General features: G+C 57.3%; 25 protein-coding genes. 17 read left to right on the top strand and 8 right to left on the bottom strand.

Annotated elements, in window-relative coordinates; genetic code table 11:
* Nucleotides 1-32 precede the first annotated feature (32 nt).
* From ASD63_RS17495 to ASD63_RS17475, 5 genes are all read left to right on the top strand, one after another.
* Entirely contained in the window at nt 33-509 is a 477-nt protein-coding gene (locus ASD63_RS17495) for an Lrp/AsnC family transcriptional regulator (protein ID WP_034799930.1), read from the top strand.
* A gap of 555 nt (nt 510-1,064) precedes the next feature.
* Complete coding sequence (locus ASD63_RS17490) at nt 1,065-1,247, top strand: hypothetical protein (RefSeq protein WP_034799928.1); 183 nt, start codon at nt 1,065-1,067, stop codon at nt 1,245-1,247.
* A gap of 26 nt (nt 1,248-1,273) precedes the next feature.
* A complete protein-coding gene (locus ASD63_RS34275) occupies nt 1,274-1,531 on the top strand; it encodes a hypothetical protein (RefSeq protein ID WP_034799927.1) in 258 nt (85 codons plus the stop codon).
* Nucleotides 1,532-1,632: 101 nt separating this feature from the next.
* Nucleotides 1,633-1,893 (top strand): hypothetical protein, encoded by a 261-nt coding sequence (locus ASD63_RS17480; protein WP_234798879.1) that lies wholly within the window; start codon nt 1,633-1,635, stop codon nt 1,891-1,893.
* 328 nt (nt 1,894-2,221) lie between these two features.
* Complete coding sequence (locus tag ASD63_RS17475; protein WP_034799922.1) at nt 2,222-2,464, top strand: hypothetical protein; 243 nt, start codon at nt 2,222-2,224, stop codon at nt 2,462-2,464.
* An 88-nt stretch (nt 2,465-2,552) separates the two neighbouring features.
* Here the strand turns inward: ASD63_RS17475 and ASD63_RS36635 are convergent, their stop codons facing one another.
* Nucleotides 2,553-2,681, bottom strand: a complete 129-nt coding sequence (locus ASD63_RS36635) for a hypothetical protein (protein WP_280138299.1) — start codon at nt 2,679-2,681, stop codon at nt 2,553-2,555.
* Nucleotides 2,682-2,902: 221 nt separating this feature from the next.
* Between ASD63_RS36635 and ASD63_RS17470 the strand changes: the two genes are divergently transcribed.
* The 3 genes from ASD63_RS17470 (at nt 2,903) to ASD63_RS35130 (ending at nt 4,463) form a co-directional block, all read left to right on the top strand.
* Entirely contained in the window at nt 2,903-3,286 is a 384-nt protein-coding gene (locus ASD63_RS17470) for a hypothetical protein (protein WP_060519029.1), read from the top strand.
* Nucleotides 3,287-3,377: 91 nt separating this feature from the next.
* Nucleotides 3,378-3,899: a hypothetical protein gene (locus ASD63_RS17465; protein WP_156553121.1), complete on the top strand. Its 522-nt coding sequence runs from the start codon at nt 3,378-3,380 to the stop codon at nt 3,897-3,899.
* A gap of 39 nt (nt 3,900-3,938) precedes the next feature.
* Entirely contained in the window at nt 3,939-4,463 is a 525-nt protein-coding gene (locus ASD63_RS35130; protein WP_127890334.1) for a hypothetical protein, read from the top strand.
* A 528-nt stretch (nt 4,464-4,991) separates the two neighbouring features.
* Here the strand turns inward: ASD63_RS35130 and ASD63_RS17460 are convergent.
* Nucleotides 4,992-5,183, bottom strand: coding sequence for a hypothetical protein (locus ASD63_RS17460; RefSeq protein WP_034799920.1), 192 nt, complete (start codon nt 5,181-5,183; stop codon nt 4,992-4,994).
* A gap of 367 nt (nt 5,184-5,550) precedes the next feature.
* Nucleotides 5,551-7,563, bottom strand: coding sequence for a methyl-accepting chemotaxis protein (locus tag ASD63_RS34265; RefSeq protein WP_244497251.1), 2,013 nt, complete (start codon nt 7,561-7,563; stop codon nt 5,551-5,553).
* Between the two features lie 774 nt (nt 7,564-8,337).
* Here ASD63_RS34265 and ASD63_RS17450 point away from each other — a divergent pair.
* The 3 genes from ASD63_RS17450 (at nt 8,338) to ASD63_RS17435 (ending at nt 12,797) form a co-directional block, all read left to right on the top strand.
* A complete protein-coding gene (locus ASD63_RS17450; RefSeq protein WP_060529581.1) occupies nt 8,338-8,985 on the top strand; it encodes an MOSC domain-containing protein in 648 nt (215 codons plus the stop codon).
* 1,303 nt (nt 8,986-10,288) lie between these two features.
* Nucleotides 10,289-10,591, top strand: a complete 303-nt coding sequence (locus ASD63_RS34260; RefSeq protein ID WP_082566340.1) for a DUF982 domain-containing protein — start codon at nt 10,289-10,291, stop codon at nt 10,589-10,591.
* A gap of 463 nt (nt 10,592-11,054) precedes the next feature.
* Nucleotides 11,055-12,797, top strand: a complete 1,743-nt coding sequence (locus ASD63_RS17435) for an adenylate/guanylate cyclase domain-containing protein (RefSeq protein WP_060529578.1) — start codon at nt 11,055-11,057, stop codon at nt 12,795-12,797.
* Nucleotides 12,798-13,185: 388 nt separating this feature from the next.
* On the opposite strand, the gene ASD63_RS17430 is transcribed toward ASD63_RS17435, so the two are convergent.
* The 4 genes from ASD63_RS17430 to ASD63_RS17420 form a co-directional block, all read right to left on the bottom strand.
* Nucleotides 13,186-13,656, bottom strand: a complete 471-nt coding sequence (locus ASD63_RS17430) for an MgtC/SapB family protein (protein ID WP_051659517.1) — start codon at nt 13,654-13,656, stop codon at nt 13,186-13,188.
* A 12-nt stretch (nt 13,657-13,668) separates the two neighbouring features.
* Nucleotides 13,669-13,878 (bottom strand): hypothetical protein, encoded by a 210-nt coding sequence (locus ASD63_RS35125; protein ID WP_134886622.1) that lies wholly within the window; start codon nt 13,876-13,878, stop codon nt 13,669-13,671.
* A gap of 50 nt (nt 13,879-13,928) precedes the next feature.
* A complete protein-coding gene (locus ASD63_RS17425; protein ID WP_060519017.1) occupies nt 13,929-14,411 on the bottom strand; it encodes a pyridoxamine 5'-phosphate oxidase family protein in 483 nt (160 codons plus the stop codon).
* A 143-nt stretch (nt 14,412-14,554) separates the two neighbouring features.
* Nucleotides 14,555-15,049, bottom strand: coding sequence for a ferritin-like domain-containing protein (locus ASD63_RS17420; RefSeq protein WP_034799916.1), 495 nt, complete (start codon nt 15,047-15,049; stop codon nt 14,555-14,557).
* A gap of 443 nt (nt 15,050-15,492) precedes the next feature.
* Here ASD63_RS17420 and ASD63_RS17415 point away from each other — a divergent pair, with 443 nt between their 5' ends.
* From ASD63_RS17415 to ASD63_RS17400, 4 genes are all read left to right on the top strand, one after another.
* Nucleotides 15,493-15,960, top strand: coding sequence for a low affinity iron permease family protein (locus ASD63_RS17415; protein WP_060519015.1), 468 nt, complete (start codon nt 15,493-15,495; stop codon nt 15,958-15,960).
* Nucleotides 15,961-16,656: 696 nt separating this feature from the next.
* Nucleotides 16,657-17,733 carry a GSU2403 family nucleotidyltransferase fold protein gene (locus tag ASD63_RS17410; protein WP_060529598.1) on the top strand — a complete coding sequence of 359 codons (1,077 nt, stop codon included), beginning with the start codon at nt 16,657-16,659 and terminating at the stop codon, nt 17,731-17,733.
* 395 nt (nt 17,734-18,128) lie between these two features.
* Complete coding sequence (locus ASD63_RS17405) at nt 18,129-18,581, top strand: hypothetical protein (RefSeq protein ID WP_060607937.1); 453 nt, start codon at nt 18,129-18,131, stop codon at nt 18,579-18,581.
* 990 nt (nt 18,582-19,571) lie between these two features.
* Nucleotides 19,572-20,654 (top strand): fatty acid desaturase, encoded by a 1,083-nt coding sequence (locus ASD63_RS17400; protein WP_060529576.1) that lies wholly within the window; start codon nt 19,572-19,574, stop codon nt 20,652-20,654.
* Nucleotides 20,655-20,964: 310 nt separating this feature from the next.
* Here ASD63_RS17400 and ASD63_RS17390 read toward each other — a convergent pair whose 3' ends face one another.
* Nucleotides 20,965-21,834 carry an NAD(P)-dependent oxidoreductase gene (locus tag ASD63_RS17390; RefSeq protein WP_060529574.1) on the bottom strand — a complete coding sequence of 290 codons (870 nt, stop codon included), beginning with the start codon at nt 21,832-21,834 and terminating at the stop codon, nt 20,965-20,967.
* A 70-nt stretch (nt 21,835-21,904) separates the two neighbouring features.
* On the opposite strand from ASD63_RS17390, the gene ASD63_RS17385 reads away from it, so the two are divergent.
* Together ASD63_RS17385 and ASD63_RS17375 are read left to right on the top strand one after the other, a co-directional pair.
* Complete coding sequence (locus tag ASD63_RS17385; RefSeq protein ID WP_244497250.1) at nt 21,905-22,489, top strand: TetR/AcrR family transcriptional regulator; 585 nt, start codon at nt 21,905-21,907, stop codon at nt 22,487-22,489.
* 1,278 nt (nt 22,490-23,767) lie between these two features.
* Nucleotides 23,768-24,781, top strand: a complete 1,014-nt coding sequence (locus ASD63_RS17375; RefSeq protein WP_060529572.1) for a methyltransferase — start codon at nt 23,768-23,770, stop codon at nt 24,779-24,781.
* Nucleotides 24,782-24,861 lie beyond the last annotated feature (80 nt).

Below are 24,861 nucleotides of genomic sequence, written 5' to 3'. Positions count from 1 at the left end.
GCAGACCAGAGCGCGATACCGCCTCAGATGCCATGAGACTTGACGCGATCGATCTACGCATCCTCGACGCCATCCAACGGGATGGCCGCATCACCAAGCTTGCACTCGCAGAAAAGGCGGGCCTTTCTGCCACGCCCTGCTGGATGCGGCTACGCAAATTGGAAAAGGCCGGCATCATCAGCGGATATCACGCGCGCCTATCTCTTCGACGGGTAGCCCCCGTCGCAAGCGCCATGGTCGAATTGACACTTGCCAGCCACCGCCAAGTCGACTTCGACAGATTCGAGCGGGTTGTTCGCGACATTCCCGAAATCGTCTGCTGCTGGTCAGTCGGCGGTGGCGTTGACTATGTCCTGAAGATCGTCGCTGCCGACATCGACGCCTACCAGCGCCTGATCGACACGCTTCTCGACTGCGAACTCGGAATCGCCCGCTACTTCACCTACGTCGTCACGAGGACCGTCAAGGAAGACCCAGTTGTGCCAGTGTCGCTTCTCGTGGCGACTTGACCCCTTTTTCGATTTGACTTCGCCCTTGCGCCGGCGCGTTCACCTTTTCGGAACAAGACGTTTCCTGCACCTCGCTCGAGGCCATCTTTTCTTGCTGAGATCCCGGAACGATTTCGCGATGCGGGCGTTTCCACGTTGTCTTGATTCTGTTTCCCCAATCAGGGTCAGGCACAAGGCTTCACCAATGTCCCCCAGTGAAGTCTCTTCGATAAGAGCCTCTGGCCTCGTCGTGCCCCCGACGGGGCCATACTTTTTAAGACAGCTCTTTATCGGAAAGCGCTTTGATAGGGCGAGTGCGGCTTCCAGGCTTTGCGACGAAAATTGCAGAAAACGCGCATGGAAACGTAGGGTGCGGGAAAATGTTCCGCCATGGGACTTCAGTCTGATAATCCCTCCGCAATGGTCCTAATACCGTAGCTGCCAGCGCCAGCCGCCCTAGATTTTCTTTTAGCCCATGGCCAGCTCCCCTGCGCGCTGCGGGCGAACAACGACACCAGGGCGGCCTATCGTCCCTTCGGTTCGCCCTGGTGTCGCTGATGATCGAAGGAACTCAGGATGTACGAGCAATACCGCTATAACCAACCAGAGCGAAAATTCTCGACAGGGCTTCCGATCGGAGTGATGCTCCTGGCGATGGTCGTCATCGGCGGCTACCTGTTCGTGGGCAGCGCGCTCTCGAACACCCCTCGCCAGCAAGTCGCCACTGTCCTTCCAACGTCGGTCGCACCCTCGAATTAGGCTCTGGCGGAAACGGGGGACCAGCCATGAGACTCATGCACCTGGGACGAGCCCGCCTGGAGATGGCTTTACCCCGCCATCGCCCCCAGCTGCGCCTTGCGAAAGACCCTGATCTGCTCGATCTCTTCGAGGCTTACGCGCTCGCCGCCTCGGCTCTCGACGATCTTTTGCAGGAGTACCCGGCTCGCATCCAGCTGATCACCGAATATCAACAGATCTGCGCCGACTTGCAGACAGAGGTCGTGGTCCTGCTCACTCTCACGGATGAGCGACTGTTTCCATGATCGACCGCGGCCCAAGCCCATGCCTTTACGAAGGGACAGGGTTCTCCCTGTCGCACAAAGGGATCGAACCCTGACAAACGAGTACAGCGGAGGGTCGAGCCATGACCGAACGACGCCAGATGGACGCCAGCGAAATACCGGCATTTGTGTTCGACGTCCTCGAAGTAGGCTGCGACATTTGCGCTGTCGGCCACGACAGCTACGTAATTGGCGAAATCGACGAGCAGACCCAAGCGAGCAGAACCCTTGATCGGATACTAGAGAAATACGGAAACCGCGACCCTCTGAGATGGCAAATTGTTGCCTATCTTTGGTCAATCGGCCGCTTCGTGGAGCTTACGTCGGAGCCCACACGGCATTGATTGCACGTAGAGCCAACCACGCTGCCGGCATGTCCCAATGAAAACATGTATCGCCGCGGTCGGCTGGTCCGACCACAGCCCGGGGATAGCCGAGAGGGCGGCGTCCAAGCCGTATCCGTCAGGCAATCTCTTAGAACCACGTGCCGACAGCCGGTTCTTGCGCGAGAAGCTTCTCTTCGAATGGTTACCGCCGACGGATGCCGTCAATTGCTTCGCACCGACAAGAGTTCCGCTGTCGGGTAAATGAGCCGTTGGAGCAATTGTTCAACTCGCTGGGAACAGGCGCCATGAAAGCTCGTTATATCGGTGAGATACAGAGGAGTCTTTCATGTCCGGTTTCGCAGACCTGCCTCCCCTTGCTGATGACATCGAAGCCGGGCTCGCGGCCTACATGACCGACCCGGAGCTTTCACCGTCCCCTGCCGGTCGAGCCGCCGCAATTGAGACTATTTTGCGCGACTGGCTTGTCGCACATAGTTACATGGGCGCCCCCCCGGATCCCGCCCCCATTCGGTTAGATTCCGAAGGTGTGAATCGAGAAGAAGTCCAGTATCCAGGTTTTATCAAATAGCACCCTGACGCAGGTTCGCCTCCCGCCGGCCCAAGTCAAGCAATCGAGCCTAGTCCCGAGCAGGTCCAACTCGCTGGATGCATGCTCCTTACCAGGCGCTATCGAGGCGTTTGCGCACGCGCCAGCGATCGGGCAATGTCGACGATGTCTTTTCCACCACGCTAGGCGTCACATCCGGATCGCCCTTCTCGATAAGCGCGCCGATCTCATCAAGCACTGCAGAGCCCTGACCAGCGGATAGGCTCCCCACTCATGATTGACGGGCAGACTTGACTTCCTTCCGACAACGTCGCCACATCTTCGTCGCTGGCAAACTTGCCTCGGTCGGCCTCGCGCAATGTAGCACTGATATCGTTGATGTCTCGACCGCGGGTGGTGTGGCTGTCATATTTCGCGCGTCGGACAAATGCTTTCGATCCGCAGAGAGGAAATAGACTTATGGCAGATGAGGTCAAATTGGACGACAACCAGGTTACTGCGACCGCTCCGGCGGAAGTGGCAGCGCCTAAGAAGCGCGGACCACGAGCAAAAAAAGTGGACGCTGCCACGGCAGAGTCAAGCCCCGCACCGAGCGCCGGGAAAGGCCGGAAGCGCAAGGAAACTTCGGCCGAGGCGAAAACTGCAAGTCAACCGAAGCGCGCCGCAAGGGCAAACGCCGCAAGGAAGAACGACGACAAGAGGACGGCCGCGCAATCGCAAGTACATGACGAGATCGCGGATCTTCTTCAGCTGGAGAAAGAGAATTCGCGGCTTCGCCGGGAGCTCGGCGATAAGTTGCGGGCCGAGAATGCTGAGTTGCGCAAGCGGCTCGGGCTCAGCTGAGTGTTAATGAAAGACCGATCGTCTACGCGATCGGTCTTCGTCAAAGCATCCTTCGGAGATGGCATGGCGCAATCCTGGATGACGAGATATCATGAAATCACCATGGAAGTTCTTACTTGATCTGACCTCAAGAGGCAGAGCTGTCGAGCCCCGGGAATCTATATCGGAGCCCGTGAGCGAAAGCTCGGATGCGCCCTTGGCAGGAATGGATCCTCCTGCAAGTACTCAAACGACGGATGCGGTCACAAACGCTGCCGACCCGGAGCCGAGCGAAGTCAAAAACAATGTCCGGACCGGCGGAGCAAATGCGGTTGATTTCGAGACCGCCAGCCACAGCACAAACCTTTTGGGCGGTCAGGCGCCCGAGCAGGCGGATCGACCCGCACGCAAACCACACCAACGGCAAACAAGAGACAAGAGATCAAGCGCCTCCGTTGCGGTGGATCCTCGGGTCGAGTATGGCTCACCGAGCCTCCGTGCTCCCAAGCAGCCGATCTCTTTAGCCGATGACGTGGCCGCCCTGGATGAGGAAATAAGAATGCTAAGGCGTCAGCTTTCGGAGAAGCTGGTGCTACAGAACGCCCAACTCAAGAAGATGCTAGAGCGATTTTGACGCTTTACGCGCTGAACCAGCTTTGGTCCCTGGATATCGATGAAGCCACAACAGCGAAAGTTCATTGTCGAAGTGAAATCGGCGCGCCGACGTTCGACAGGTCGACCAGCCTCTATTTGGGGCGACACCGATCTGAAGGCATTTGTGCGTGAGGCGGAGGCCGAAGTCCCACATCTGTTTCTTGCTGAAGCTCGAATTGGTGACCAGCCACCGGAGGTTACGGAACCGCTCAATTCAGTGGCTGCGGCGGTCGATGATGCCCCAACAACCGCTAGTCAACCAGAAGTGCCAGAAGAGAGTGTCGTCCCCAAGACAAGCTCGGCAGATGCGTCAGCCAACGCCACCTTCCCGGTAAAGCCGCCCGAGCGTTCGAAGCGTCCTCGTTCGACGGGTTTGGCGCGGCGCGTGCCAACAAAGTCAGTGCACATTGCAATTGCAGTCACTGTTGACGAGCTGGCGTCACTCCAGGATGCAAACCTCCGGCTGAAAAAGCGTCTGGTTCGGAAGCTTCGACAGGAAAATGCGGTACTTCAGAGTATGCTGGATCGGTTTGAGGCGCATTAAATGCGAGCTGGATCGCCCCCATCTTGGTCCCGCTTTAAGGAGCGTCGCGATCGACATCTTGCGTCGGTTTAACGGCTTCCTATCTCTGTGGCGTCTTCGACATGGAGCCCCGAGATGAATCGACAGACAACCCGTGCCAGTTCTGACCGACAGATCGAAATTCTTCCGCCTGAACGCGAGCCACGAAACACGTCCGATACCGTAGTGTGCCTCTGTTGCCAACAGAAGCACCTCGCCTCACTGATGGATGTCGACGGTTGCGGCATTTGTGAGGACTGCCTCGCACCTCGTTAATCCTGAACCCCACTCGGCGACCTTCTGTGCAAGTGGCTGGGAGGCAGGAAGTACTTCGCAGCGCTATTGGACGCGGCCCGTCAGAGGGCGACGTCCGCGGGCAGACTGCTCCAACTTCGATGTTGCAGCAATCCGGTGGAACGATGACGGCTTGCGAAGGGTCCAAAAGCTGATGGCGCCGATGCACCCTCAGCAACTGTTCCCGCGAAATTGCCGATGGGAAGCCATCGGCTCCTACTGCTGCTTGGCGAGCGCGTCGATCAACCCGATCTGAGAACGAACGCCTCTTCGATACTCGTTGATGAGGATTTTCGCTTCCGCTGTGGCGTCTTTTCGGCTGATCTTTTGATGACGGCACCATGCGTCAAGCACGCTCTGGAGCAGCGCAACGTCGTTCGGTGCGATGCTCGAATTCTCCAGGTTCATTTGTTGCTCTCCCAAGACGACAAATTGCCCCGAATGACGCCGCCCCCGGCATCAAGGCGATGATACTCATGGAGCAGCCGTTAGGAAGTAAACGATTGGTGAGGAGCAAACTAAATTCAGTGGCATCGGATCGCGGGTTTCCCGCAAGTCGATTTCCTGTGACTGAGCAGTGCTGCAGGTGCCCGCATGCGTTGTGTTCCGCCATACCGAGACCTAGCTGCGATCCAAATTGAACGACGTTGACCATGGATCCTGAAATGGTCAACGTCGCACCTTGGAACCACAGAAGGGCGCCAGCTAAAAGCAGCCAGCAAACCTGGCAAACTTGCCAGGCCCGTATTTCTACCTGCTTTGACGGCCGGGCGGCTCAGAACTCCTGCCAGTCGCTGCTGACATCGAGTGCTGCATTGCCGTGGTAGGCTGCCGTCCTACGCGTCGACCGATGCGGCTGAGAGCTGTCGTTTCTTGTGGTCGTTCGCCCGTTCGCCAAGGGACTCTGAGTTGCGCCTTGGAGTTTGAATTGGCTGACAAGTCCTCTGAGGCGCACCGCCTCATTCGCAAGTGTGTTGGAAGCCGCATTGGACTGCTCCACCATTGCCGCATTCTGCTGCGTCGTCTGATCCATCGCGTTAACTGCGGTGTTGACTTCGGCAAGCCCGGCGGACTGCTCTTTCGCAGATGTGGCGATCGATTCCATGTGGGTGTTGATTTCAACAATGAAGCCACTGATCGTTTTCAACGCAGAGCCTGCGTCACGGACGAGTTTCACACCGTTGTCCACCTCTGCGGAAGAGTTGTCGATCAGGCCTTTGATTTCCTTGGCAGCCTGTGCAGAACGCTGGGCGAGTTCTCGAACTTCCTGGGCAACGACCGCAAAGCCCTTGCCGGCTTCTCCCGCCCGGGCCGCCTCAACGCCGGCGTTGAGAGCGAGGAGGTTCGTCTGAAAAGCGATCTCGTCGATAACGCCGATGATGTTGGAAATCTGCTGTGAGCTTTCCTCGATCTTTCGCATGGCCTCTTCGGCGTGGGATACGACCTGGGCGGATTCGGCTGCCGAACGGTTGGCGCGGCTTGCAACCCCCTTTGCCTCCTCAGTTCGCTTGGAGGAATTGGCGACGTTGACTGTAATCTGGTCAAGCGCCGCCGCGGTCTCTTCGAGCGACGCAGCCTGTTGCTCGGTCCGTTTCGAAAGGTCGTCGGTTCCGACCGCGATCTCGCGCGTGCCGGTATCGAGGGTCGAAATTGACCCGGAAATCTGCACAAGGGTCGTGCCGAGTTGAGCAACGGACTGATTGAAATCGTGGCGAAGTGTCTCAAAATCCTGCGCGAAGGCATCGTTAATCTGGAAGGCCAGATCGCCTGATGCCAGTCTCTTGAGGCCGGCTGCAAGGCCCGACGTTGCGACGCGCAAGCGTTCAGCGGCATCATTTTCGGCCTTTTCCTGCATCGCAATGCGCTCGACTTTGGCGCGTTTGCGGCTTTCCTGAGCTTCCTGCTCAAGCCGCCGGTTGGTGATCGCGCCCTGGCGGAAGACTTCGAGGGCCTTGCCCATGTCGCCGATTTCGTCGGCATTGCGAGCAAGTTCGATCTGCGCGTCCAGTTGACCCTCAGCAACGAGGCCCATGGAAGTCCCAAGCTTGTACATGCCCCCGATAATTCGTTTGAAGGTGACGAATCCGACGATGAAAAGCATGAGCGCCAAAGCGGACATGGCGATGGTGATGAGCATCCAATAGAACGATGCCTTGACACTGGCCTCGTCGACGGCCGCTTGCGTGCGATGCTCCAGTTTCACATAGAAGGCATCCACCGGCTTCATGATCTCGGCCTTGAATCGGTGATAGTCCGGCGAGTTCAGCATTTTCGTCGCCTTGCTCTTGGCTTCGGGGCCAAGTTTGGCGGCGTTGTCAACGAGCGCCATCGCCTCGGTTTCAAGCTTGATCAGCGCATCAGAGCGCTTTCCCGCCTCGCCGAGGAGGGCGAATTCCTCTTTGGTGAAACCAGCCTGCTGCATCAGATCTTGCATAGAAACAGCCGTTGCGTCAGGACGCGGCTTTGCGTCCCCGCCTGCGACGAAATCCCAATAGATGCGGTGATAGTCTTCGGGCCGCGGTCGCGTTCCATTGCGGATTTCAACGACCGCATTGTATTGGTCCTTGAAGGAAGGGTCCCCCGTCTCGGCGTAGGTACGCACGAGGCGAGTCAAATCATCCGACGATTGCCGGAAGTTGTCAGCCAGCATGTACGAGTGATATTTCTGGTCGTAAGCCCGCGTAACATCAGCTGCTGCACCCGCGTAGCCCCAAAGACTGGTGATGAGGCCAGCCATGGTCATACCGGTGACCGATGCCAGAACGATAAATTGGCTCTTAATTCTCATGAAGACGATTCCTGATGTGGATATCGCTGCTGGCGTGCCGAACTCATTTCTATCGCCAGTGGCCATACCTCACATGAAAGCAGGTGGACCGGGCTGCATTGCCCGAAGCAAGTATCCTATAGAATAAATTGGTTATTGAACGGATAATGGGGTCACTGATACGAGACGGCATCAGCATAGTCAGCAACCTCACCTTTGAGTTGCAATAATTATCAAGTGAGTTTGTAGTTTATTCGATTGTGTTAACCGGGACAATTTCCACCCACAAACGGCGAGGAACGCAGATTTTGGTTTCACCGATGGAAAATACAATTTTCGGGCGAGACCTTGTTCTTATGCCCCCCGCAAATATAAACTTGCGCAGCACCGCTCCCCTGGGGCGCCCGCAGGTCGTGGCGCCCATCTTCAAATCGCTCAATTCGAGCGCAAGCGAAGCCGAACGCTTACGCAACCGGCGGCACGCTCATTGCGAGGATAGGAACTGGCGGCGGTTCCAACTGTTTAGTGGAGCGAGCGAGAAACGTTCGCCTTTCGAAGACTGCGTCGTTCTCCCCCTCCCCTAGATTTGATACCGACCCTGCCGCCTTCGTGTAGAGATGAAGTGGGCGTCGCGCCAAACACTCGCCTACCTCGCTATGAGGATCGATGGTCGATGTTGCGCCCTTTGAAGAATGGAGGTTCCATAACAACCGTGAAAGGTGGCAGGCACAAAGCGCGCTCGCGGATGAGGCACCGCTGGGAGAGCAAGCGCATCATTGAGGAGGTTGGCTGTACATGAAGGCTGCAACGCGAGATCTGAAGGTGTTGGCGGTGTGCATTGGCAAACCCGAAGAAAGACCCGGCAAGAAGATGAAAACCGGGATCAACAAGCACCCAACAGGCGAAACGGTCTTCGTTGGATTCGAGGGTCTTGCAGACGACGCCGTTTGTAATGGAAAATACCACGGCGGTCCCGAGCAGGCGGTTTACGTTGAAGGAAACCTAACCCGCCTTTGGTGGCAAAGGGCGCTCAACAAGCCTATCAATCACGGGCTATTTGGCGAAAATCTGTGTATTGCAGGTTTGGACAACCAGATCGTGTCGGTCGGCGACCGTCTCCTAATAGGCGATCTCGTGATGGAAGTAACAGCGCCCCGGATGCCGTGCCGAGTACTTGCGGATAGAATGGGAGATCATGGCTTTCCCAAACTATACAAAAAGGTCGCTCGCCCCGGCTTTTACTGCCGTGTTATTCACCCCGGCTACGTCACCGCAGGAGCGCTCGTGCGGTACGTGCCTTACGCCGGAGAGCGCATCTCGATGACAGAGATGGCAAGACACCATGGCAAGAGGGGGTCGCCAGAACTAATTGCCCTCTATCAGTCCGTGCCGGTGCACGCCAAGCTGCGGGCCTTTCTTTCGAACGGCCTGATCAAGTTTTAGGATGGTACGCAGTGTGGCCTGGTATCCGTCTCTTGGTCGCCCATAGTGCCGCCGGAGGCTCATCCACACTTGCCTCCGACCCCATCCCCCTCCGCTTAACGAGCGCCGGCGCGGTTGAGTCGTTCAGACGGAGCAATGCTGATCGCGGTCGTCACACCGAACGATCGAGGACGTGGGCGACTTTTGACTACTTCTGGGCCTGAACGCGAAGCTCATTCATGTATGCGTCGAGCTTCGTCCGTGAGGGGCCTATGCGTTCCAGGATCTCGCGGGCTTCCAAAGGTTTTAACTTGTAGATGGCAATAAATTCCGTGAGATCGTAGTGGCCGTTGTAGACTGTCTCGAAAGGTTCGACTGAGCGCGCGCGAGTGGGTTTTGCAGTGACGCATGTTTTCCCAGCGATTGCCTCTTGATTGCCGTGTGTCATCGTTAACTACCGTCCTGCATGTGCTGGTCGCCTCACGCGTCCTATAAGGCCGTGGAAGCCGACGAATGTCGCTCAACGTCGAACAGGCAGCACTTGTTCCGAGAAAATGGCAACGTTGATCCGACAGATTTTTGAACACACCTGCCGCAGTCACGGCGTCTATCGATCCCGTGTTTATTTGGTCGTATTTCCACGGGTGGGGCAATGCGTGAGATGGACACGGCCGCCATCCGATCGCCTGACGAAAGGGGTGATCTGGTGCGGGCTCGCCGACGCAGAAAGACTGGCCGCCCTTGTCCATCTGGCACTGTACAAGGGTCGTCGACCCTCATAATGCCGACGCGGGCGTTTTTTTTTACAGCGGCTGAACGTGCTGAAGATTGTGCCCGAGTCCGGACGAGTACAGGAAAAAGAGTGGGGTACGCTGAGCCGCTGGAAGGGCCCAAGCAAATCCAGCTGTCGTACTACCTTTTGGACGGCTTCAGACATGGTTTGCCCGTGCGGGTGGGACAGACCAAAAGGAACTCGGCCGACCCATTCGTCCGCAACGCCGGCATTTCAGGGCCGAATGAACTCATGCGTATCTGGGGGCTCAAGCGGGCGGCCAACTGACAGTGATGTCTCCGTGGAGGCCCCAGACGCCATAACTCTTTGTCCATCGATTTTGAGACGACGAAGGTGGCGCTTTGAAGGGCCCTTGGCCGGTAGCTGATACCTCCAGAACGGAGTTCTCGCCACCCCGTACGGCGAACGTACTAGGTTGCCGCCCGAGATGACTAGTGCATGGACGTTGAAGAACGAAGCCCCTACCTGTATAGTGTCATCTATAGTTTATTTCTATTTTATCAAACTGTTAGGATACGGAAGGGGGACATCATGCGCCTTCCTGAGGTACTTTGGGCGGTTCCATTATCTGTTCGCTTACAGTCAGGAACGAACCGCCTATTCGCATCAGTTTACGACGCGCTGGATTTTCTAGAGCATGAATGGCCGATAAGGCACGGACAGGGCTATGAACGAGCCGTGACGACATGCCGGGGCGCGCTGAACCGTTCGGTTCCCTCTGCCGTCGCGCGCGAGGCCTTCATTGGTGCGTGCATGGAGGCTAATATGCAAACGTCAGGCGTCGCTGCCCACTATCATGCGCGTTCGGGACCTCACGGCAAGCCACTGGCCTGACCAGGAGTACCGCTTCGGAACTAGTTCCGCGAATCTCCGTAGGCGAGGTCCCGGACGATATCCCAGGTGAAAATCCCGGAGTCCACGGCATCCGTACCGGCGAGATCGACCACGAACGTGCGCTCTCCGCTTGCTTCATTGTGGGTCTTCGCCTCTACCCCTTGCAATCGCCCTCCCGAACTTGTCGCTCGTTTTTCTTCTCCGCGCAACTGTCGCTGAACGGGCCGACGCGGCCATTTGTTCGCCGGCTTGTCGCAAGAACACGCGATCAATAGGTGCAGCACATCCCTCCTCTGCGTCTTTGTCACGTGTTGCGGCTTGAAGAAGCCGGGCACGTCAGCATGCGCCTGTCGTGCCGATTGCAACAGGCGTATGCTTCCAAACGGGGCCATCGTGGCCGAAAATCTCAGGCCGCAAAGATAACCGCGTTGCACTTTGCAACTAGTGAGGAACCTTCTGCTCAATGGCCGAAAAACACTTTCATCGCCGCCTCGCCGCTATCGTCGTCGCGGACGTTGTTGGCTACTCCCGATTGATGGAGGAGGATGAAATCGCCACGCTCGCAGCGCTGAAGGAGCGTCGGACGACAATCCTCCAGCCTATCGTAGGTGCGTATGGCGGCCGCATCGTCAAATTGATGGGTGACGGTGTTCTCATTGAGTTTCCAAGCGCGGTCAATGCCTTGGCCGGAGCGATTGAGTTGCAGCGGAAGATGCAGGCCGCCAATGCTGCCTTGCCCGAGACGCGCCATGTCGTCTTGCGCATCGGAATCAATCTCGGCGATGTCCTGATAGATGGCAGCGACCTTTATGGCGATGGCGTCAACATCGCCGCCCGGCTACAAAGCCTTGCCGACCCAGGCGCCATCTACCTGTCCGCGGCGATCCACGACCAAGTCAAGCGGAAGCTCGCGCTCAGCTTCGATGATCTCGGCCCGAAATCCCTGAAAAATATCGCCGAGGAAGTTCATGTATATCGTGTGCTCTACGACCCCGCAGCCTTGAAGGTCTACGGACAAGATACAGAGTTGTCTCTGCCTGCGCGGCCGTCCCTCGCCGTGCTACCGTTCACCAACTTCAGCGGTCAGCCCGAACAGGACGTGTTCACGGATGGTTTGACAGAAGACCTGATCACCGACCTTTCCAGAAATCCCGGCTTGTTCGTCATTGCCCGGCATTCGACGTTTGCTTACAAGGGAAAATCACCTGACGTTCGAGCAGTCGCACGCGAACTGGGTGTTCGCTACATCTTGGAAGGCAGCGCTCGTCGCGCCGGCGGTCGCGTGCGCATCAACGTCCAACTCATCGATGCCGCTTGCGGCGATCACATCTGGGCCGAACGTTTCGACCGAAATCTCGAAGACATTTTCGGTCTCCAGGACGAAGTCACAGACAAGATTGTCGAGGCCCTCGTTGGACGCTTGGCGCGACCACCGTCACGCAAACGTCCGAAGAGCTTGGAAGCATATGATCTTTGTGTCAGGGGGCGAATTCTGATCTCAGCGTTCAACAGTTCCCCAGAAGCGCTGCGCGAGGCCAAGATACTCTTGAACCACGCAGTCTCCATCGATGCCGAGTATGGAGAGGCATTTCGTTGTCTGGCTTTTGTTTATTGGCAATTATGGGCGCAAGGCATCGAACCCACCCAAGAGAACCGCTCAAGGGCCTTTGAGCTAGCTCACAAAGCAGTTGCGTTGGACGAAGGCGATGCTGCCAGTCACTGGTTCGTCGGATATCTATGGGCTTACGAAAAACGCTGGTCCGAATCTGATCAAGCCTTCGCAACCACCTTTACGCTGGAACCAAACAATGCAGATGCCCTAGCCATCCGTTCAGAACTTGTGGCCTTCGCTGGGCGCGGATCGGAAGCGGTCGAACTGGCCCAAAGGGCGCTTCGGCTCAACCCGCACCCGCCAGGCTGGTACTATTGGCAACTTGGATTCGCCCATTACGCTGCTTGCCAATATGAAGAAGCCGTCAAGATCTTGCGCATGGAGGCGATTTACCGCAGCCCCTCACGCCGCATACTGGCGGCCAGCCTTGCCCAACTCGGTCGCACAGACGAGGCAATGCGGGAAGCAGCACTTTTCATGGCAATGGCTCCGAAATTCACCATCTCCCACTGGGCCGCGGCCCAACCTGCTCGCGATCCACAAACAGTCCAGCGCTTTATCGAAGGCTATCGCATGGCCGGATTGCCAGAGTGAAGAAAGCCGAGGTTTCGCGGCGGATCGAGCGGCAAACACCGAACGTCGAGCATTACCAGGAGGAAGACCGGTGCGCGCGAGATTTGCGGTCGCCTGATCGAACGTGCGCCGCTAGGCACAACGCTCTCGAACCATGAGAGCGCGTCCGCAGCAGGTAACGTTAGTCAGACTATCTTGGCCGGTGCCAATAGCTTGGCTTGCTCCGGCTGCGCTGAGGTCGTCCAGCATTGCTTGCACGAGAGGTTGGGACGCGGGGCGGTTGGATCGACCGTCCTAAACGCTTGCTCGTAGCCGCAGGAAATTCAGCCTCGCGCCGGTGGTAAGCTGGGAATCCGGACATGCGATGATTAGGGCTGGATCTCCCGTGCCATATGACAATGGCGCTAACTCAATCCTTTTCCCGCGGTGCCAGGGCTTCGTTTCTCGGTGACTTGAAATTTGTCATAACTTTCAACGTTGCGAACGTGACGATCGATAGAACGATGGCGGTATCGTAGGATCCGAGCCCCACGGCGACGCCGATTGCGCCAGTCGCCCAGATGCTCGCGGCCGTGGCGGTCCCGCGAGTGCCGAGCTTGCCGACAAGGATTGCGCCGCCACCGATGAAACCGACACCGTTGATCAGACCTTCAACCACGCGCGCGGTGGCCTCGGCGTTGCCAAGTGTGACCGTCTCTGCAGCCTGTATAAACCCACATGCGGCGATGGCGACCAACGGAAATGTGCGAAGACCAGCGCTTCGTTCGTTTTGTTCGCGATCCCAGCCGATCGGCAGAGCAAGGATGTAGGCCACCATCAAAGCTGCCAGATGCGGAAAAATGTCGAGTTTCACACCAACAGATAAAAGCCAATCCGTCACACGTACTTCCCCTTAAATGTCGCAGCCGATCAATTGAAGCGCCGACGAGAATGGCCTGCGCAACGGCTGTTTTCGCCAGGTCTCGACCTGAGGTTCAATTGCCGTGGCGGCGGATAACGCCAGCAGCGCGTCTGGAATTATGAGGCGATCAGCGGAAAGACGTTTTCCTGCCCCGTTGAAAAGATGAGCGATCGCGCCAAGCCGCCGCGTCACCGATTTCATGAGGTAATGTCAGGCGACAAAGATGACAGGCCACGTCGGCCCGCCAATACCTACATCCGCACTTTGGCGTTTTCGCCCATGTCCGGTTTGGCGCTGGTGACGGCTGCCGCTACCATCTTGATGTAGCTGATCACAGTGCCGGGACTGTCCCAGTATTCTGCCGAGCTTGGCGTAACTTTGAGAATGCGAATGGAGGGATCGTCGGGGCTGTCCCACCATGCCTTGGCAGGAGTCGACCAGAGATCCCGAATCTTCTCGCGGTCATTCTGTACCTCGGCTACGCCCGAAATCGACACATACTTTTGCTTCTTCGTGTCGGCGAAAGCCAGGCAGACATTTGGATGGCGCGCGACCTCGTCATCTTTGTGGCTCTTGACGTCGGTCAAGAAATACAGGGCGTTCTCAACCCGCTCGATGTAGGCCGACATTGGCCTGGCCTTAAGGTCCGCGCCGGATTGAGTGGTGAGCATGCAGAACCCGATCTTTTCGGCAAGGTCCCAGACCTCGCCGTTGTCGTCCTCGATGTAAGTCATACGCTTTTCTCCTTTGAGCCAAAGAAAACGACGGCTCTGGAATGACAATCCACGAAACCGGCTCACCTTGCCGGAGCGACAACTGCAGAGGTTGCGCCGCGGCCAGCCGCGCCATTTTAAAGGGCGCGGCCGCCCCTTGGCGATTAGGCCGCCTTGGATCGCTTCGATGTTTTGTTGATCGACGTCACGGCGAGGTTGGTGAGCTTGTTGTTCGTAGCCTTCTCCTGGTCGAGAATCTCGCTCAGAAGTTTGTGCGCCTCATCATGACCAAGATCCTTGGCCCACTCACGAAGAGAGCCATAGCGCGCGATCTCGTAGTGCTCGACAGCTTGGCAAGCGGCCAGTAGTCCGGCATCGAGAGCTGTTCCTTCGGCCTCTTTCATCAAACCGTCGGCCTCCTTGATCAGCCCTTCGATGGCATCGCATTTTTCACCAGACGCCGTCTTGCCGATCGACTTGAAAACCTGCTCCAATTTCTTGATTTGGTCTTTGGTTTCCGAGAGGTGTTCTTCGGCCGCTTTTTTCAGTTCAGCGCTGTTGGCTGCCTTAGCAACCTTTGGAAGTGCCTTGGTGATGGCGTTCTCAGCGAAATAGATATCCTGCAGTGTATGCTCGAAAATTTCAGCCAGCGATTTCAATGGTTCTCTCCTTGGCAGGTGAATGCAGGAGAGAAAGCATTTTACGGAGGAATCGTTCCACTTCTCGTCGCCAAACCATACCATCCGTACGATCGGCACATTTAATCGCGGCGGGCGATCAGACGCCTCGACACCTACAAACTTGAAAAGAAGCACTGATGATGAGGGCTCACGCACGACCCTTTCAGAGCGCAAACCGCCGGGATCGTTCATGAGACGATGGGGTAGCGCAATTCGCTCACCTGGTCGGTAGGATAAATTCATGCCTTGGAGAACACTACGAACTCGGCGTGAAGAGTTCAGTTGTTCGCACCCGCAAAGACCAGAACACTGGAAGCAATTAAGAACATCTCAAATCTTCGCAGCATCGGGAACAAGCATGGCTGTGCCCCGTTTTGTCGTAAACCCGCTGTAGGCCAACGACATCGCACGCAGGCCTGACCATGGATCGTTTCTTTGCAAGGTTCGCCACCGCAACCGCACACGCAACAGGCAGCCCGCTTGCCTTCATCGTCTGTGTGATCACGGTTCTTGCTTGGGCACTGTCGGGCCCCTTCTTTGGCTTCTCCGAGACGTGGCAACTAGTGATAAACACGGGAACAACGATCGTCACGTTCCTCATGGTGTTTCTCATTCAAAATACCCAAAATCGAGATGGGGCGGCGCTGCAGGCCAAACTCGACGAAATCATATTGTTTACGGATGCCGAAAACGAATTCGTCGGTATCGAGAAACTGACGGACAAGGAGCTACAGGAGCTGCATGCTCGATGCGAGAAGGCTGCCCAGCGCTCGCATGCAATGCTTCAGAGCGCCCATGCCGAACGAAACGCAAGAGAAAATCGGTCGAAGCCGGCCTTCAATCGAGAGGATATCGAGAATCCGTCTCAAGCAAGCACCTCGGGTCGTTGATAAATGTGGCCCAGTGTCGGACGCCGACAGGCGCGAGTTGTTCTCCATGATCCATGGCGGTCGTAGATGTTCATCCAAGCGACCATTGCGAACGCGATAGCTATCGTGCGGAGGGCAGTAAATTCGGCTTGTTGATCATTATCCCGAAGCCGCCATCATCGTCTGAAAGGAACTCTAAGGAATACCGATCACGACTATCTCGTTCGTTGTCAAAGGGGCAGAGGACGGCTTCTCAGTCCCGCAATATGCAGCCGTCTTCAGCTGCGAGCTAGACGGCCTCAAGGCCACCGAACCGGAACGAACGAAAATCTACTACCTGAATTGAGCAATCAGATGAAAACGTTAGCGATCACCACGGCCGCCATCCTGATGAGCGCTGCATCCAGCTTTGCGCAGTGCAAAGCGAAAGTCGGCACCACAGTCAGCATCGTCAGTGCTCGAAACAGAACACAACGTGCATCACTCTAACCCCGGTCTTCCGGGGTTTTTTTTTCGTAGCAGCCAACCCGTTATAAGGTTTTGGCAAAGACTTATAACATTGACAAGGCCGCGCATCGTTATAAGGTCTTGGCAGCGACTTATAACAGCGGTGAGATGAGCCAAGATGACTTGATCAGCAGAAGGAAACGGAGCTTCGACCAAGTGATGGCCGAACTTGTCGCCGAGAGGGCCGGCGCACTCGATAAGGAAACACCAATGATGAAAGAGATCGACATCAGCTATCGGACGATGTTCGCGGAGCTGGCGCAACGGACGCTCGATGCTCAATTCGTGGCGGACTTCCCCTTGGAGGGATGGTTCGTGAGCGTGACCGTCAAAGATCGCAATTACTGGTATTTTGATCTCCCTACCCCCGAGGGCAAAGACAAGCGAAGCTACGTCGGTCCCGCGAGCGACGAAGCGATCACGGAGCGGGTGAAGGCCCACAAGGAAATCAAGGACAAAATCCGGGAGCGGAGGCGCATGGTGAGCACGCTGCGCCGCGCTGGCCTCCCCGGCCCCGATCAGTTTGCGGGCGACGTCACGAAAGCCCTAGCCGACGCCGGATTGTTTCGGTTGCGGGCCGTGCTTATCGGGTCAGTCGCATTCAGCACCTATGCGGGGATGCTAGGCGTCCGCCTTCCCTCGGCGGTTATGCAGACAGGCGACGCGGACTTCGCGCAGGACTTCGCAATCTCGGCTGGGGTCCAAGACAGCCTGCCGCCTATCCTCGAAATCCTCAAGTCGGTCGATCCCGACTTCCGAGCGGTTCCGCACCAGGCTGACAAAGCCAAGGTGGTGGCCTTCCAGAACGCCAAGGGTTATCGGGTGGAGTTCCCGACTGGAAACCGAGGATCGGACGAATATACTGGCAAGCCGTCGCCCATGCCCGCCCTCGGCGGCGCGTCGGCGGAAAACCTCCGGTTCTTGGACTATCTCATCTACGAGCCCGTCCGGACGGTGCTTCTCTTCCGCGAGGGCGTGAACGTCCTTGTCCCCGCTCCCGAGAGGTATGCCGTCCACAAGCTGATCGTGTCTTCGCGTAGGCTGACGGACACGCTAGGACGCGTGAAGGCGGTCAAAGACCTGTCGCAGGCCGCCTTGCTCTTCGAAGCGCTTGTGGAGACGCGCCACGGGGACGAACTGGCCGATGCGTGGGAGGAAGCATGGGAACGTGGAGATGCGTGGAAAGAGGGCATTGTCAGCGGCCTATCGAGACTGCCCAAGAACGGAGTGAAAGCCCTCGAAAAGGTTCTCGGTCCCGAGGTGGTGGAAAGCCTCCTGAAAAGGTGATCGACAGATGAACGCGAACCTTAGCCCTTACGACCCCGGCCCTCGCCAGCGTTGCGGCAAGCCGTCGGAAGTCGTCCTGAAGGTCAGCCAGCAAGTCGTGAACGGCGAGGACAAGCATCTGCCGGATCGCCGGCTGTGCCTCGGTCTGCTGCGAGATCGAGAGGAAAGAGCTTTGGGAAGCGGGAGTAGGGCCTCGAGAACCTCTCAAGGCCGCCGACGCATGCGGGCGCGGTTTCGTACGACAGACAAAAGCACGGTCGATTGCCGGCGATGGTTCAGACCGCCTCATCATCCCTTGCCGTCAGAGTTTATCCCTTTTCAAGCAAGCGAGCTGTGCGGTTACGAGCAAAGACATTAGCGATCGGATGTGAGTTATCGGGATGGGCGAGAGTTGCTTGAGTTGCGAGATTACGTCGGGAAGACGAACAGTCCCTGGAGGCGCGGTCCAAGAAACACGCTTTTTCCATGCTCACCAGGACGTCGCCTATCCAATCCCCGGGCAAATCGTCGTCACCGCAAAGAGGCATTTTTGCTTTTTGACGGAAATGAGCCAAGCCGAAACATCGGAATTTCTGCCACTGGTCCAACGCATTAGACGTGAGCAGGAGCGCCAACTGGGTATCGAGCACGTGTATTACATCTACAATGAAGACACGACACACCACTTCCATCTTTGGATGGTGCCGCGCTACCCATGGATGGCACGTTTTGGAAAATCGATCGAGGCGGTGCGACCCGCCTTGCGCCACGCGCGTGAGCAAATGAGTTCTGAACACCACTTGGCCGCAGTAGCAGAAGCGGCCGCAAAGCTGAGGGAAAGCTTGGCCCGAGAGGTGGAAGGTGACTGACAAAGCGAACGACGCGCAGTTAGCCCCAACCGACGTGCGCCGTCCTTCGGCGGTCGTCAAGTTAGTCCCTTGGGATCAGAAACAGACGCCGACCTCACTCAACCAATCCCGATGGACACTGTGACCGGTATTTAAGGCCTGAAACGACCGCTTCGGTCGCACGCGAAGCCCTTCCGCCACGTCATCGCTCCCAACCAAAATCCCGCACGTTTCCTAGATCGTCCGCAATCCAAGGATGTTTCTAATTCAGATATAGACAACCCCAGGTGCAGATGATTATATCTTTGAAGGTTGTATTCTTCGTTTTCTCTACTAATAGGAGCATTCTTTGGAAGATGCAAGTTTAATCATCAAGATCATATTGGGGTTCAGCGTGATAATAGCGGCGGTTCTGGTTCTCTTGATGCTAGCCCCTGCTTAAGCCCCTTCCCCAACGAATAGCGGCGTCGAAACCAAAATCCGACAACTTAAAAGCCGAGTTTCAGGTCAGGGTCCGCCGTTCCGCGGATTTTGCGAAAGGCAGACCCGAAATCGTCGTCGAGTGCGGAGACCTCGCATCGCGCTGCAGACAACGCGAACAACCGATTGACGCCTAGGTGAAGATATCGATAAAACGCCCCATCGAATTTGCTCGCTAGCTTTGGTTATAGCGCAATTGGCTTCGCGCTCTGAACGAACCTTCCTTTCAAAATCGCTATCAGGCCTCAAGTTTCGCGCGGAGGCTCCCAGTATCCTACGGAAGGGCTCGTCATGATTGCCGGCACAGTCAAATGCTCCAGATAAAGCCCTGGCGTCATCCAACATGCAACGGCGGCGTCGGCCGGTCTGCCGCTATTCCGCCGGCGAACGCGCTGCTATGAGCGATCACGTCGAAGGCCGAAACATGATTTCGAAGGCGAGCGAGATCTCGGCCCAAAATCCCAGTTTGCCTGTTGCGTCCATAGCAATGTCTCAAGGCGACTATGTCACACAATCAACTAGGAAGACGCCTTGAAGAATACCAAAGTCAGCCCGCTTTCCGGCCACGGCGCGGCAGCAACCGTCGACCGTGAAAAAGCCTGGCTAAAGATCCTGTCCACCTATCGACAGCCGCATATCGGCCGCAGCACCTTCGAGCTGACGGCGACCCTTGTGCCATTTGTTCTGCTGTGGGCAGGAGCTTGGGCCTGTTTGCACTTCGGGTACTGGCTCGGCGTGGTCCTTATCGTCCCTGTTGCGGCGGGATTTCTCCTGCGCTTGTTCATGCTGCAACATGACTGCGGACATGGTTCGTTTTTCGGGCGGCGCAGCCTGGATGACTGGACGGGCCGAATGATCAGCGTTTTGACACTAACGCCTTATGACTACTGGCGCCGCGCCCATGCCGTACACCATGCTTCGGCAGGCAACCTCGACGAGCGAGGTGTCGGTGACATCACCACGCTTACCGTTGCCGAATACGACGCCCTCACGCCAGGAGGACGGGTTCGTTACCGCCTCTACCGGCATCCGCTCGTGATGTTCGGCATCGGTCCCGCCTGGCTCTTTCTGTTCAAGCAAAGGTTGCCGTTCGGAATGATGCGCTCTGGCGCTCTTCCGTGGGTTTCCACCATGGCAACGAATGTGGCGATTGCCGCACTCTCGGGCATCCTTATCTGGGCAGTGGGTGTCGCACCGTTCCTCCTGATCCATCTGCCGATCGTCCTTCTTGCTGGGGCTGCAGGTGTCTGGTTGTTTTATGTCCAGCACCAGTTCGAAGACACGCACTGGTCAAGGCCACCCGAGTGGACGTTCCAATACGCGGCCATGCATGGCGCCTCGCACTACGATCTGCCGCAGCCCTTGCGCTGGATCACCGGCAATATCGGCATGCACCATCTCCATCACCTGTCGAGCCGCGTTCCCTTCTACAGGCTTCCTGAGGTCATACGTGATCATCCTGAACTGGGAGATATGGGCCGCATCACCATCAGGCAAAGCCTGGGCTTGGTGAAGCTCGTCCTTTGGGACGAGGCCTCCCACCGACTGATATCATTTCGAGAAGCAGACGCGCGCGAAACTGTGGCACGATCGGCTTTGCCGACCCCTGCTTGAGCGCACCAGGCGCCGGCCGCGGCACGCGGCCAGCCCCCGTTCTCCCCCGGCTTGACCCGTCAAAAGAGCCGCTCGCAAAGAGGTTCAGCGTAGCGCCCGCCAGCGTCCAGGAACGCTATCCAACTAGCCGCTCCGGTCGCTTTAATCGCACCATCGTCGCGCCCAGGCTCCATCGCCTGCTTGCAACGGGTCGACCTCACGGTTTTTTTGCTGATCGACAAAGCAAGACCGCTCGAAATGTTAATTTGGACAGCTCCGTCTAGCTGCACAGCGTATTGCGGCAGCACGCCTGCAGTTTAGAGAAGGGTTTTCACCAAGCGCGGATCACTTTAACAATCGCACAATGCTCCTCGGCGCCGTACCCCGCGTCTGTAGCGTTGCGAAAGAGATCAGAGGCAAAGGCGGGAAACGCGGTGTTGATGTTCAAATCATCCGCTATCTCGACGAGCCGCGTGATATCCACGCCGACCGACCTGATGGTGCTTTGGGGATCAGCAAATCGGTTTCCTTCGATGGCTCGACCCATGTGGCGCAGGTCGTCCGCAAACATCGGTGACAGGCTAGCTATTGTTTCGCCAAATTCCGCGACATCCATTCCTTCCGCAGCACACATCGCCGCCCCGTGGCTGAAGCCAATCCAGTGCCCGGCAAAATAGGCAAGAGCCGCATTAAAGAGAACCTTTGCGCGGCTTATATCGTTTCCGACGTGAGTAAGATTTGGAGCGAGCAGCCTTAAGCTCGCTTCGAGCGAGGTGAAGACACTTTCTCGTCCGGCGATAACGATCGAGGCCTCAGGTCCACCGATCTGACTTGGCCAGGCAGAAATCGCGCCGTCAAGATAGCTTCCTCCACGGTTCGCCACCCATTCTTCAAGCTGACGCGCTTGCTTCGGCGTGCCCGACGTGAGTTGCACGACGGTCTTTCCTTGGAGCAAGTCTGTCGCGCATGCGTCATCGAGGACCATCGAGGTTGCCGCGTAGTCTGACAGGCAGACGATAAGTGTGCTGCTGGCGGCAATAGCAGCGGACGGCGTTTCCGCCCTCGACGCGCCGAGGTGCTCCAAGGCCTCTGCCTTGCCTGGAGTTCGGTTCCAGACTGTAACGCTCCTTCCCGAAGTTATAAGCGCTTTGGCGAGCGCGCTGCCCATGCGCCCCAGCCCGATGACAGCTACTTCACTCATCACTTCACCCTTGACCGGTTAGTTACACTATGTAACTTACATATTGTAACTTTAGGTGCAAGGGGCAACCGTGAAGCTCAAGAAAGATATGCGTCGCGAACAAATGCTTGATGTCGCGATGCAAATTGTCCGGGATCAGGGCGCGGATGAACTGACGCTCGGGACCTTGGCTGCAAAAGCAGGGGTCAGTCGTCCGATCGCTTACGGACACTTTTCTACCCGGTCCGGACTTTTGCTGGCACTGTTCAAGCGGCTGGAGGAAAACTATGTCCACCGTCTCCGCTCCGCGCTTTGCGAAGCGCCAAAGGAGCTCACCGCCGTAGCTGACATTATCAGCAAAGCATACTTCAATTGCCTTGCCGATTTTGGCCCAGAAGGTCTCGCAATATCCGCGGCGCTCAAAGGGACAGAAGAGATGGCCGCGCAGCAACGGCTCATGATTCGCGCATACATAGATTTGATGTGTAATGCCCTTCGGCCATTCTCAGAGCTGGAAGTTGGCCATATCCATCTTGTGTGCGTCGGTCTGTTAGGTGCAGCGGAGGCGCTTGCTTCCGAAACGCAAACCGGCGCGATATCTGAGCGGGTCGCCACGGCCGTTCTGGCGGCGCTCATCATCAAAGGGGTCGCAAGTGAGCCGAGCAAGGTTGGGTGAATTTTACCCATGAGGCTTGAAGCCTCAATATCCTAAACCGGCTGGCCGACGCAGGATGCATCGTCAGGCGTCAGCAGTCTTTCGCAGCCGCTACGGTCATACGGCCGATTGATGCACGACGGCTCGTATCATCCACCGAACCACCCGCGATTGCCCTCTACAGAAACGCTGCTTCGTCTATCAGCGAGCGGGTGCTGCGGCACAACAATCGACGTGGAAAGGCCAGCGTCAATAACGACTAAGCGAAGCCCCGCGCGACAGGTCGGCTGTGCACTTTTACGATGGAGCGCATGGCCCGTTGTGCATTTCCAAGGAAACCGCCCTCGCGACAGTACCCACCTTGTCCCTTGGTGTTTCCTTGGCCGTTGGTCCGAGGAGCATATTTCAGGTTTCACGCCAAGCACCCGGGAGTATGCTGACAACAGACAATTCGTACTTGCCAATCAGCAAGCAACCTCTCGGCGTTTTCGAAGGGCTGCCTCCAAGGAGGTGCACAATGAGAGCCGCGCCATCATCCATTTATCTGATTATTCTTGCGACAATCTCAGTCGGAGTCGTCCGAACGGACGCTCACCAGGCAAAGACCGGCTGGACCTATCCTCTGGCGTGCTGCAAGGCCCATGAGGCAGGTGGCGATTGTGCTGCCATCCCCGCGCCCGACATTTTGCGAGGGGCTCGTGGTTTTTCCGTTTTCTTGCATGCTGGCGACCACCACATGGCAAGACGACCGCACGTGTTCTTTATCCCCTATGGCGATGAGATCCCCTCGGGCGATGGGCAGTATCATATTTGCCTTCATCCGACGGAAGACGACGTGAACTGTTTCTTTGCCCCACCTGACAGCAGCTAATGCGAATACGCCACCCCGGAGTTCAACCGCTCGAGGTCGCCCGCGTCCGTCATTCGCGGGCGCGATATCGAGGCGGTCCTCGCTGCCGTGACCGTAACCGAAACATCGATCCGAGGTTTCGGCAAATAAAGCGCGAGTCTCGCAACCTCATAGCTCGTGCGACGATCAAGGTAGCTGCTGAAGTTGACTTCGTACCAGCAAGACCCAGGCTCATCACACGACGCGAACAATTCCACCTGAAGTCACGCAACGGGATCTTTGATTGCGGTCCTTGCTAGTGATTCTTGATTAATTGCACCCCATCGCAGAACGCAATATTTTATTGCGTCGATGAGACGGGACGTCCACGGCCAGCGCTGCCGAACAGTTTCGGGTTCCGCACCAATCCCAGATGCCGTTCGACGACACGATCCACGAGGAGACGAGCGATGGGCACAACGACACCGAACAACATCATGCAGGTCGGCATGGGGTTCTGGGCGTCCAAGGCCCTGCTCAGTGCGGTTGAACTCGGCGTCTTCACCGAGCTTGCGACTGGCCCGGCCGAACTGCCGGATCTGCAGGCCAGGCTGAAACTGCATCCCCGCTCGGCCCGCGACTTTCTCGACACCCTGGTCGCGCTGAAGCTGCTCGAACGCGAGGACGGCCGCTATCGTAATGCCCCTGACACGGACCTCTTCCTCGATAAGGCGAAGCCATCCTATATCGGCGGCATCCTCGAAATGGCCAATGCCCGGCTCTACGGTTTCTGGGGTTCGCTGACCGAAGCCCTGCACACCGGAGAACCACAGAACGAAGCCAAGCACAGCGAAGATTTCTTCGCCGCGATCTATGCGGAACCGGCACGGCTGCGCGGGTTCCTCGAGGCGATGAGCGGGATCAGCGCCGGCGCGGCGCAGGCGATCGCCGCCAGGTTCGACTGGTCGAAATACACGACCTTCGCCGATGTGGGCGCGGCGCAGGGGATGGTGCCGGTGGTGATCGCGCGAGCGCATCCGCATCTCAAGGCCATCGGCTTCGATCTGCCCGCCGTGCGGCCGATATTCGACGACTTCGTCGCCCGGCAGGGCCTTACCGACCGCATCACCTTCCAAAGCGGCAACTTCTTCGACGGCCCAATGCCCAATGCGGACGTGATCGTGATGGGGCACATCCTGCACGACTGGGATCTTGCCGAAAAAAGGAAGCTCTTGGAAAAAGCGTTCGCTGCGCTGCCGAAAGGCGGAGCCGTGATCGTCTACGACGCCGTCATTGACGACGAGCGCCGCTTGAACGCCTTCGGCCTGTTGATGAGCCTGAACATGCTGATCGAGACCCGCGGCGGTTTCGATTATACCGGCGCCGACTGCCAAGCCTGGATGCGCGACGCCGGTTTTGTGTCCACGCGCGTCGAGCCGTTGCTGGGGCCGGACTCGATGGTGATCGGCTTCAAGCCCGGTTGATCGGAAACCAAACCCCGACCGTTGTTCCGCAAGACCGACCACTGGAGCAATTTCGATTGCCGGCAGCTGACAACGCCGTT

This window comes from Ensifer sp. Root558 (assembly GCF_001427045.1).
Lineage (GTDB): Bacteria > Pseudomonadota > Alphaproteobacteria > Rhizobiales > Rhizobiaceae > Ensifer > Ensifer adhaerens.
This window is presented reverse-complemented; position numbering and strand designations above follow the sequence as displayed.

What these genes read in the sequence shown, in the direction of transcription:
- ASD63_RS17450 (WP_060529581.1), top strand. Translation starts at nt 8,338, where the DNA reads ATGAAGGCTGCAACGCGAGATCTGAAGGTGTTGGCGGTGTGCATTGGC.
- ASD63_RS17475 (WP_034799922.1), top strand. Translation starts at nt 2,222, where the DNA reads ATGTCCGGTTTCGCAGACCTGCCTCCCCTTGCTGATGACATCGAAGCC.
- ASD63_RS35125 (WP_134886622.1), bottom strand. Translation starts at nt 13,878, where the DNA reads ATGAAATCGGTGACGCGGCGGCTTGGCGCGATCGCTCATCTTTTCAAC.
- ASD63_RS17410 (WP_060529598.1), top strand. Translation starts at nt 16,657, where the DNA reads ATGATGAAAGAGATCGACATCAGCTATCGGACGATGTTCGCGGAGCTG.
- ASD63_RS17495 (WP_034799930.1), top strand. Translation starts at nt 33, where the DNA reads ATGAGACTTGACGCGATCGATCTACGCATCCTCGACGCCATCCAACGG.
- ASD63_RS17460 (WP_034799920.1), bottom strand. Translation starts at nt 5,183, where the DNA reads ATGAACCTGGAGAATTCGAGCATCGCACCGAACGACGTTGCGCTGCTC.
- ASD63_RS17435 (WP_060529578.1), top strand. Translation starts at nt 11,055, where the DNA reads ATGGCCGAAAAACACTTTCATCGCCGCCTCGCCGCTATCGTCGTCGCG.
- ASD63_RS34275 (WP_034799927.1), top strand. Translation starts at nt 1,274, where the DNA reads ATGAGACTCATGCACCTGGGACGAGCCCGCCTGGAGATGGCTTTACCC.
- ASD63_RS17490 (WP_034799928.1), top strand. Translation starts at nt 1,065, where the DNA reads ATGTACGAGCAATACCGCTATAACCAACCAGAGCGAAAATTCTCGACA.
- ASD63_RS34260 (WP_082566340.1), top strand. Translation starts at nt 10,289, where the DNA reads ATGCGCCTTCCTGAGGTACTTTGGGCGGTTCCATTATCTGTTCGCTTA.
- ASD63_RS17390 (WP_060529574.1), bottom strand. Translation starts at nt 21,834, where the DNA reads ATGAGTGAAGTAGCTGTCATCGGGCTGGGGCGCATGGGCAGCGCGCTC.
- ASD63_RS34265 (WP_244497251.1), bottom strand. Translation starts at nt 7,563, where the DNA reads ATGAGAATTAAGAGCCAATTTATCGTTCTGGCATCGGTCACCGGTATG.
- ASD63_RS17480 (WP_234798879.1), top strand. Translation starts at nt 1,633, where the DNA reads ATGACCGAACGACGCCAGATGGACGCCAGCGAAATACCGGCATTTGTG.
- ASD63_RS17415 (WP_060519015.1), top strand. Translation starts at nt 15,493, where the DNA reads ATGGATCGTTTCTTTGCAAGGTTCGCCACCGCAACCGCACACGCAACA.
- ASD63_RS17465 (WP_156553121.1), top strand. Translation starts at nt 3,378, where the DNA reads ATGAAATCACCATGGAAGTTCTTACTTGATCTGACCTCAAGAGGCAGA.
- ASD63_RS17375 (WP_060529572.1), top strand. Translation starts at nt 23,768, where the DNA reads ATGGGCACAACGACACCGAACAACATCATGCAGGTCGGCATGGGGTTC.
- ASD63_RS17425 (WP_060519017.1), bottom strand. Translation starts at nt 14,411, where the DNA reads ATGACTTACATCGAGGACGACAACGGCGAGGTCTGGGACCTTGCCGAA.
- ASD63_RS17470 (WP_060519029.1), top strand. Translation starts at nt 2,903, where the DNA reads ATGGCAGATGAGGTCAAATTGGACGACAACCAGGTTACTGCGACCGCT.
- ASD63_RS35130 (WP_127890334.1), top strand. Translation starts at nt 3,939, where the DNA reads ATGAAGCCACAACAGCGAAAGTTCATTGTCGAAGTGAAATCGGCGCGC.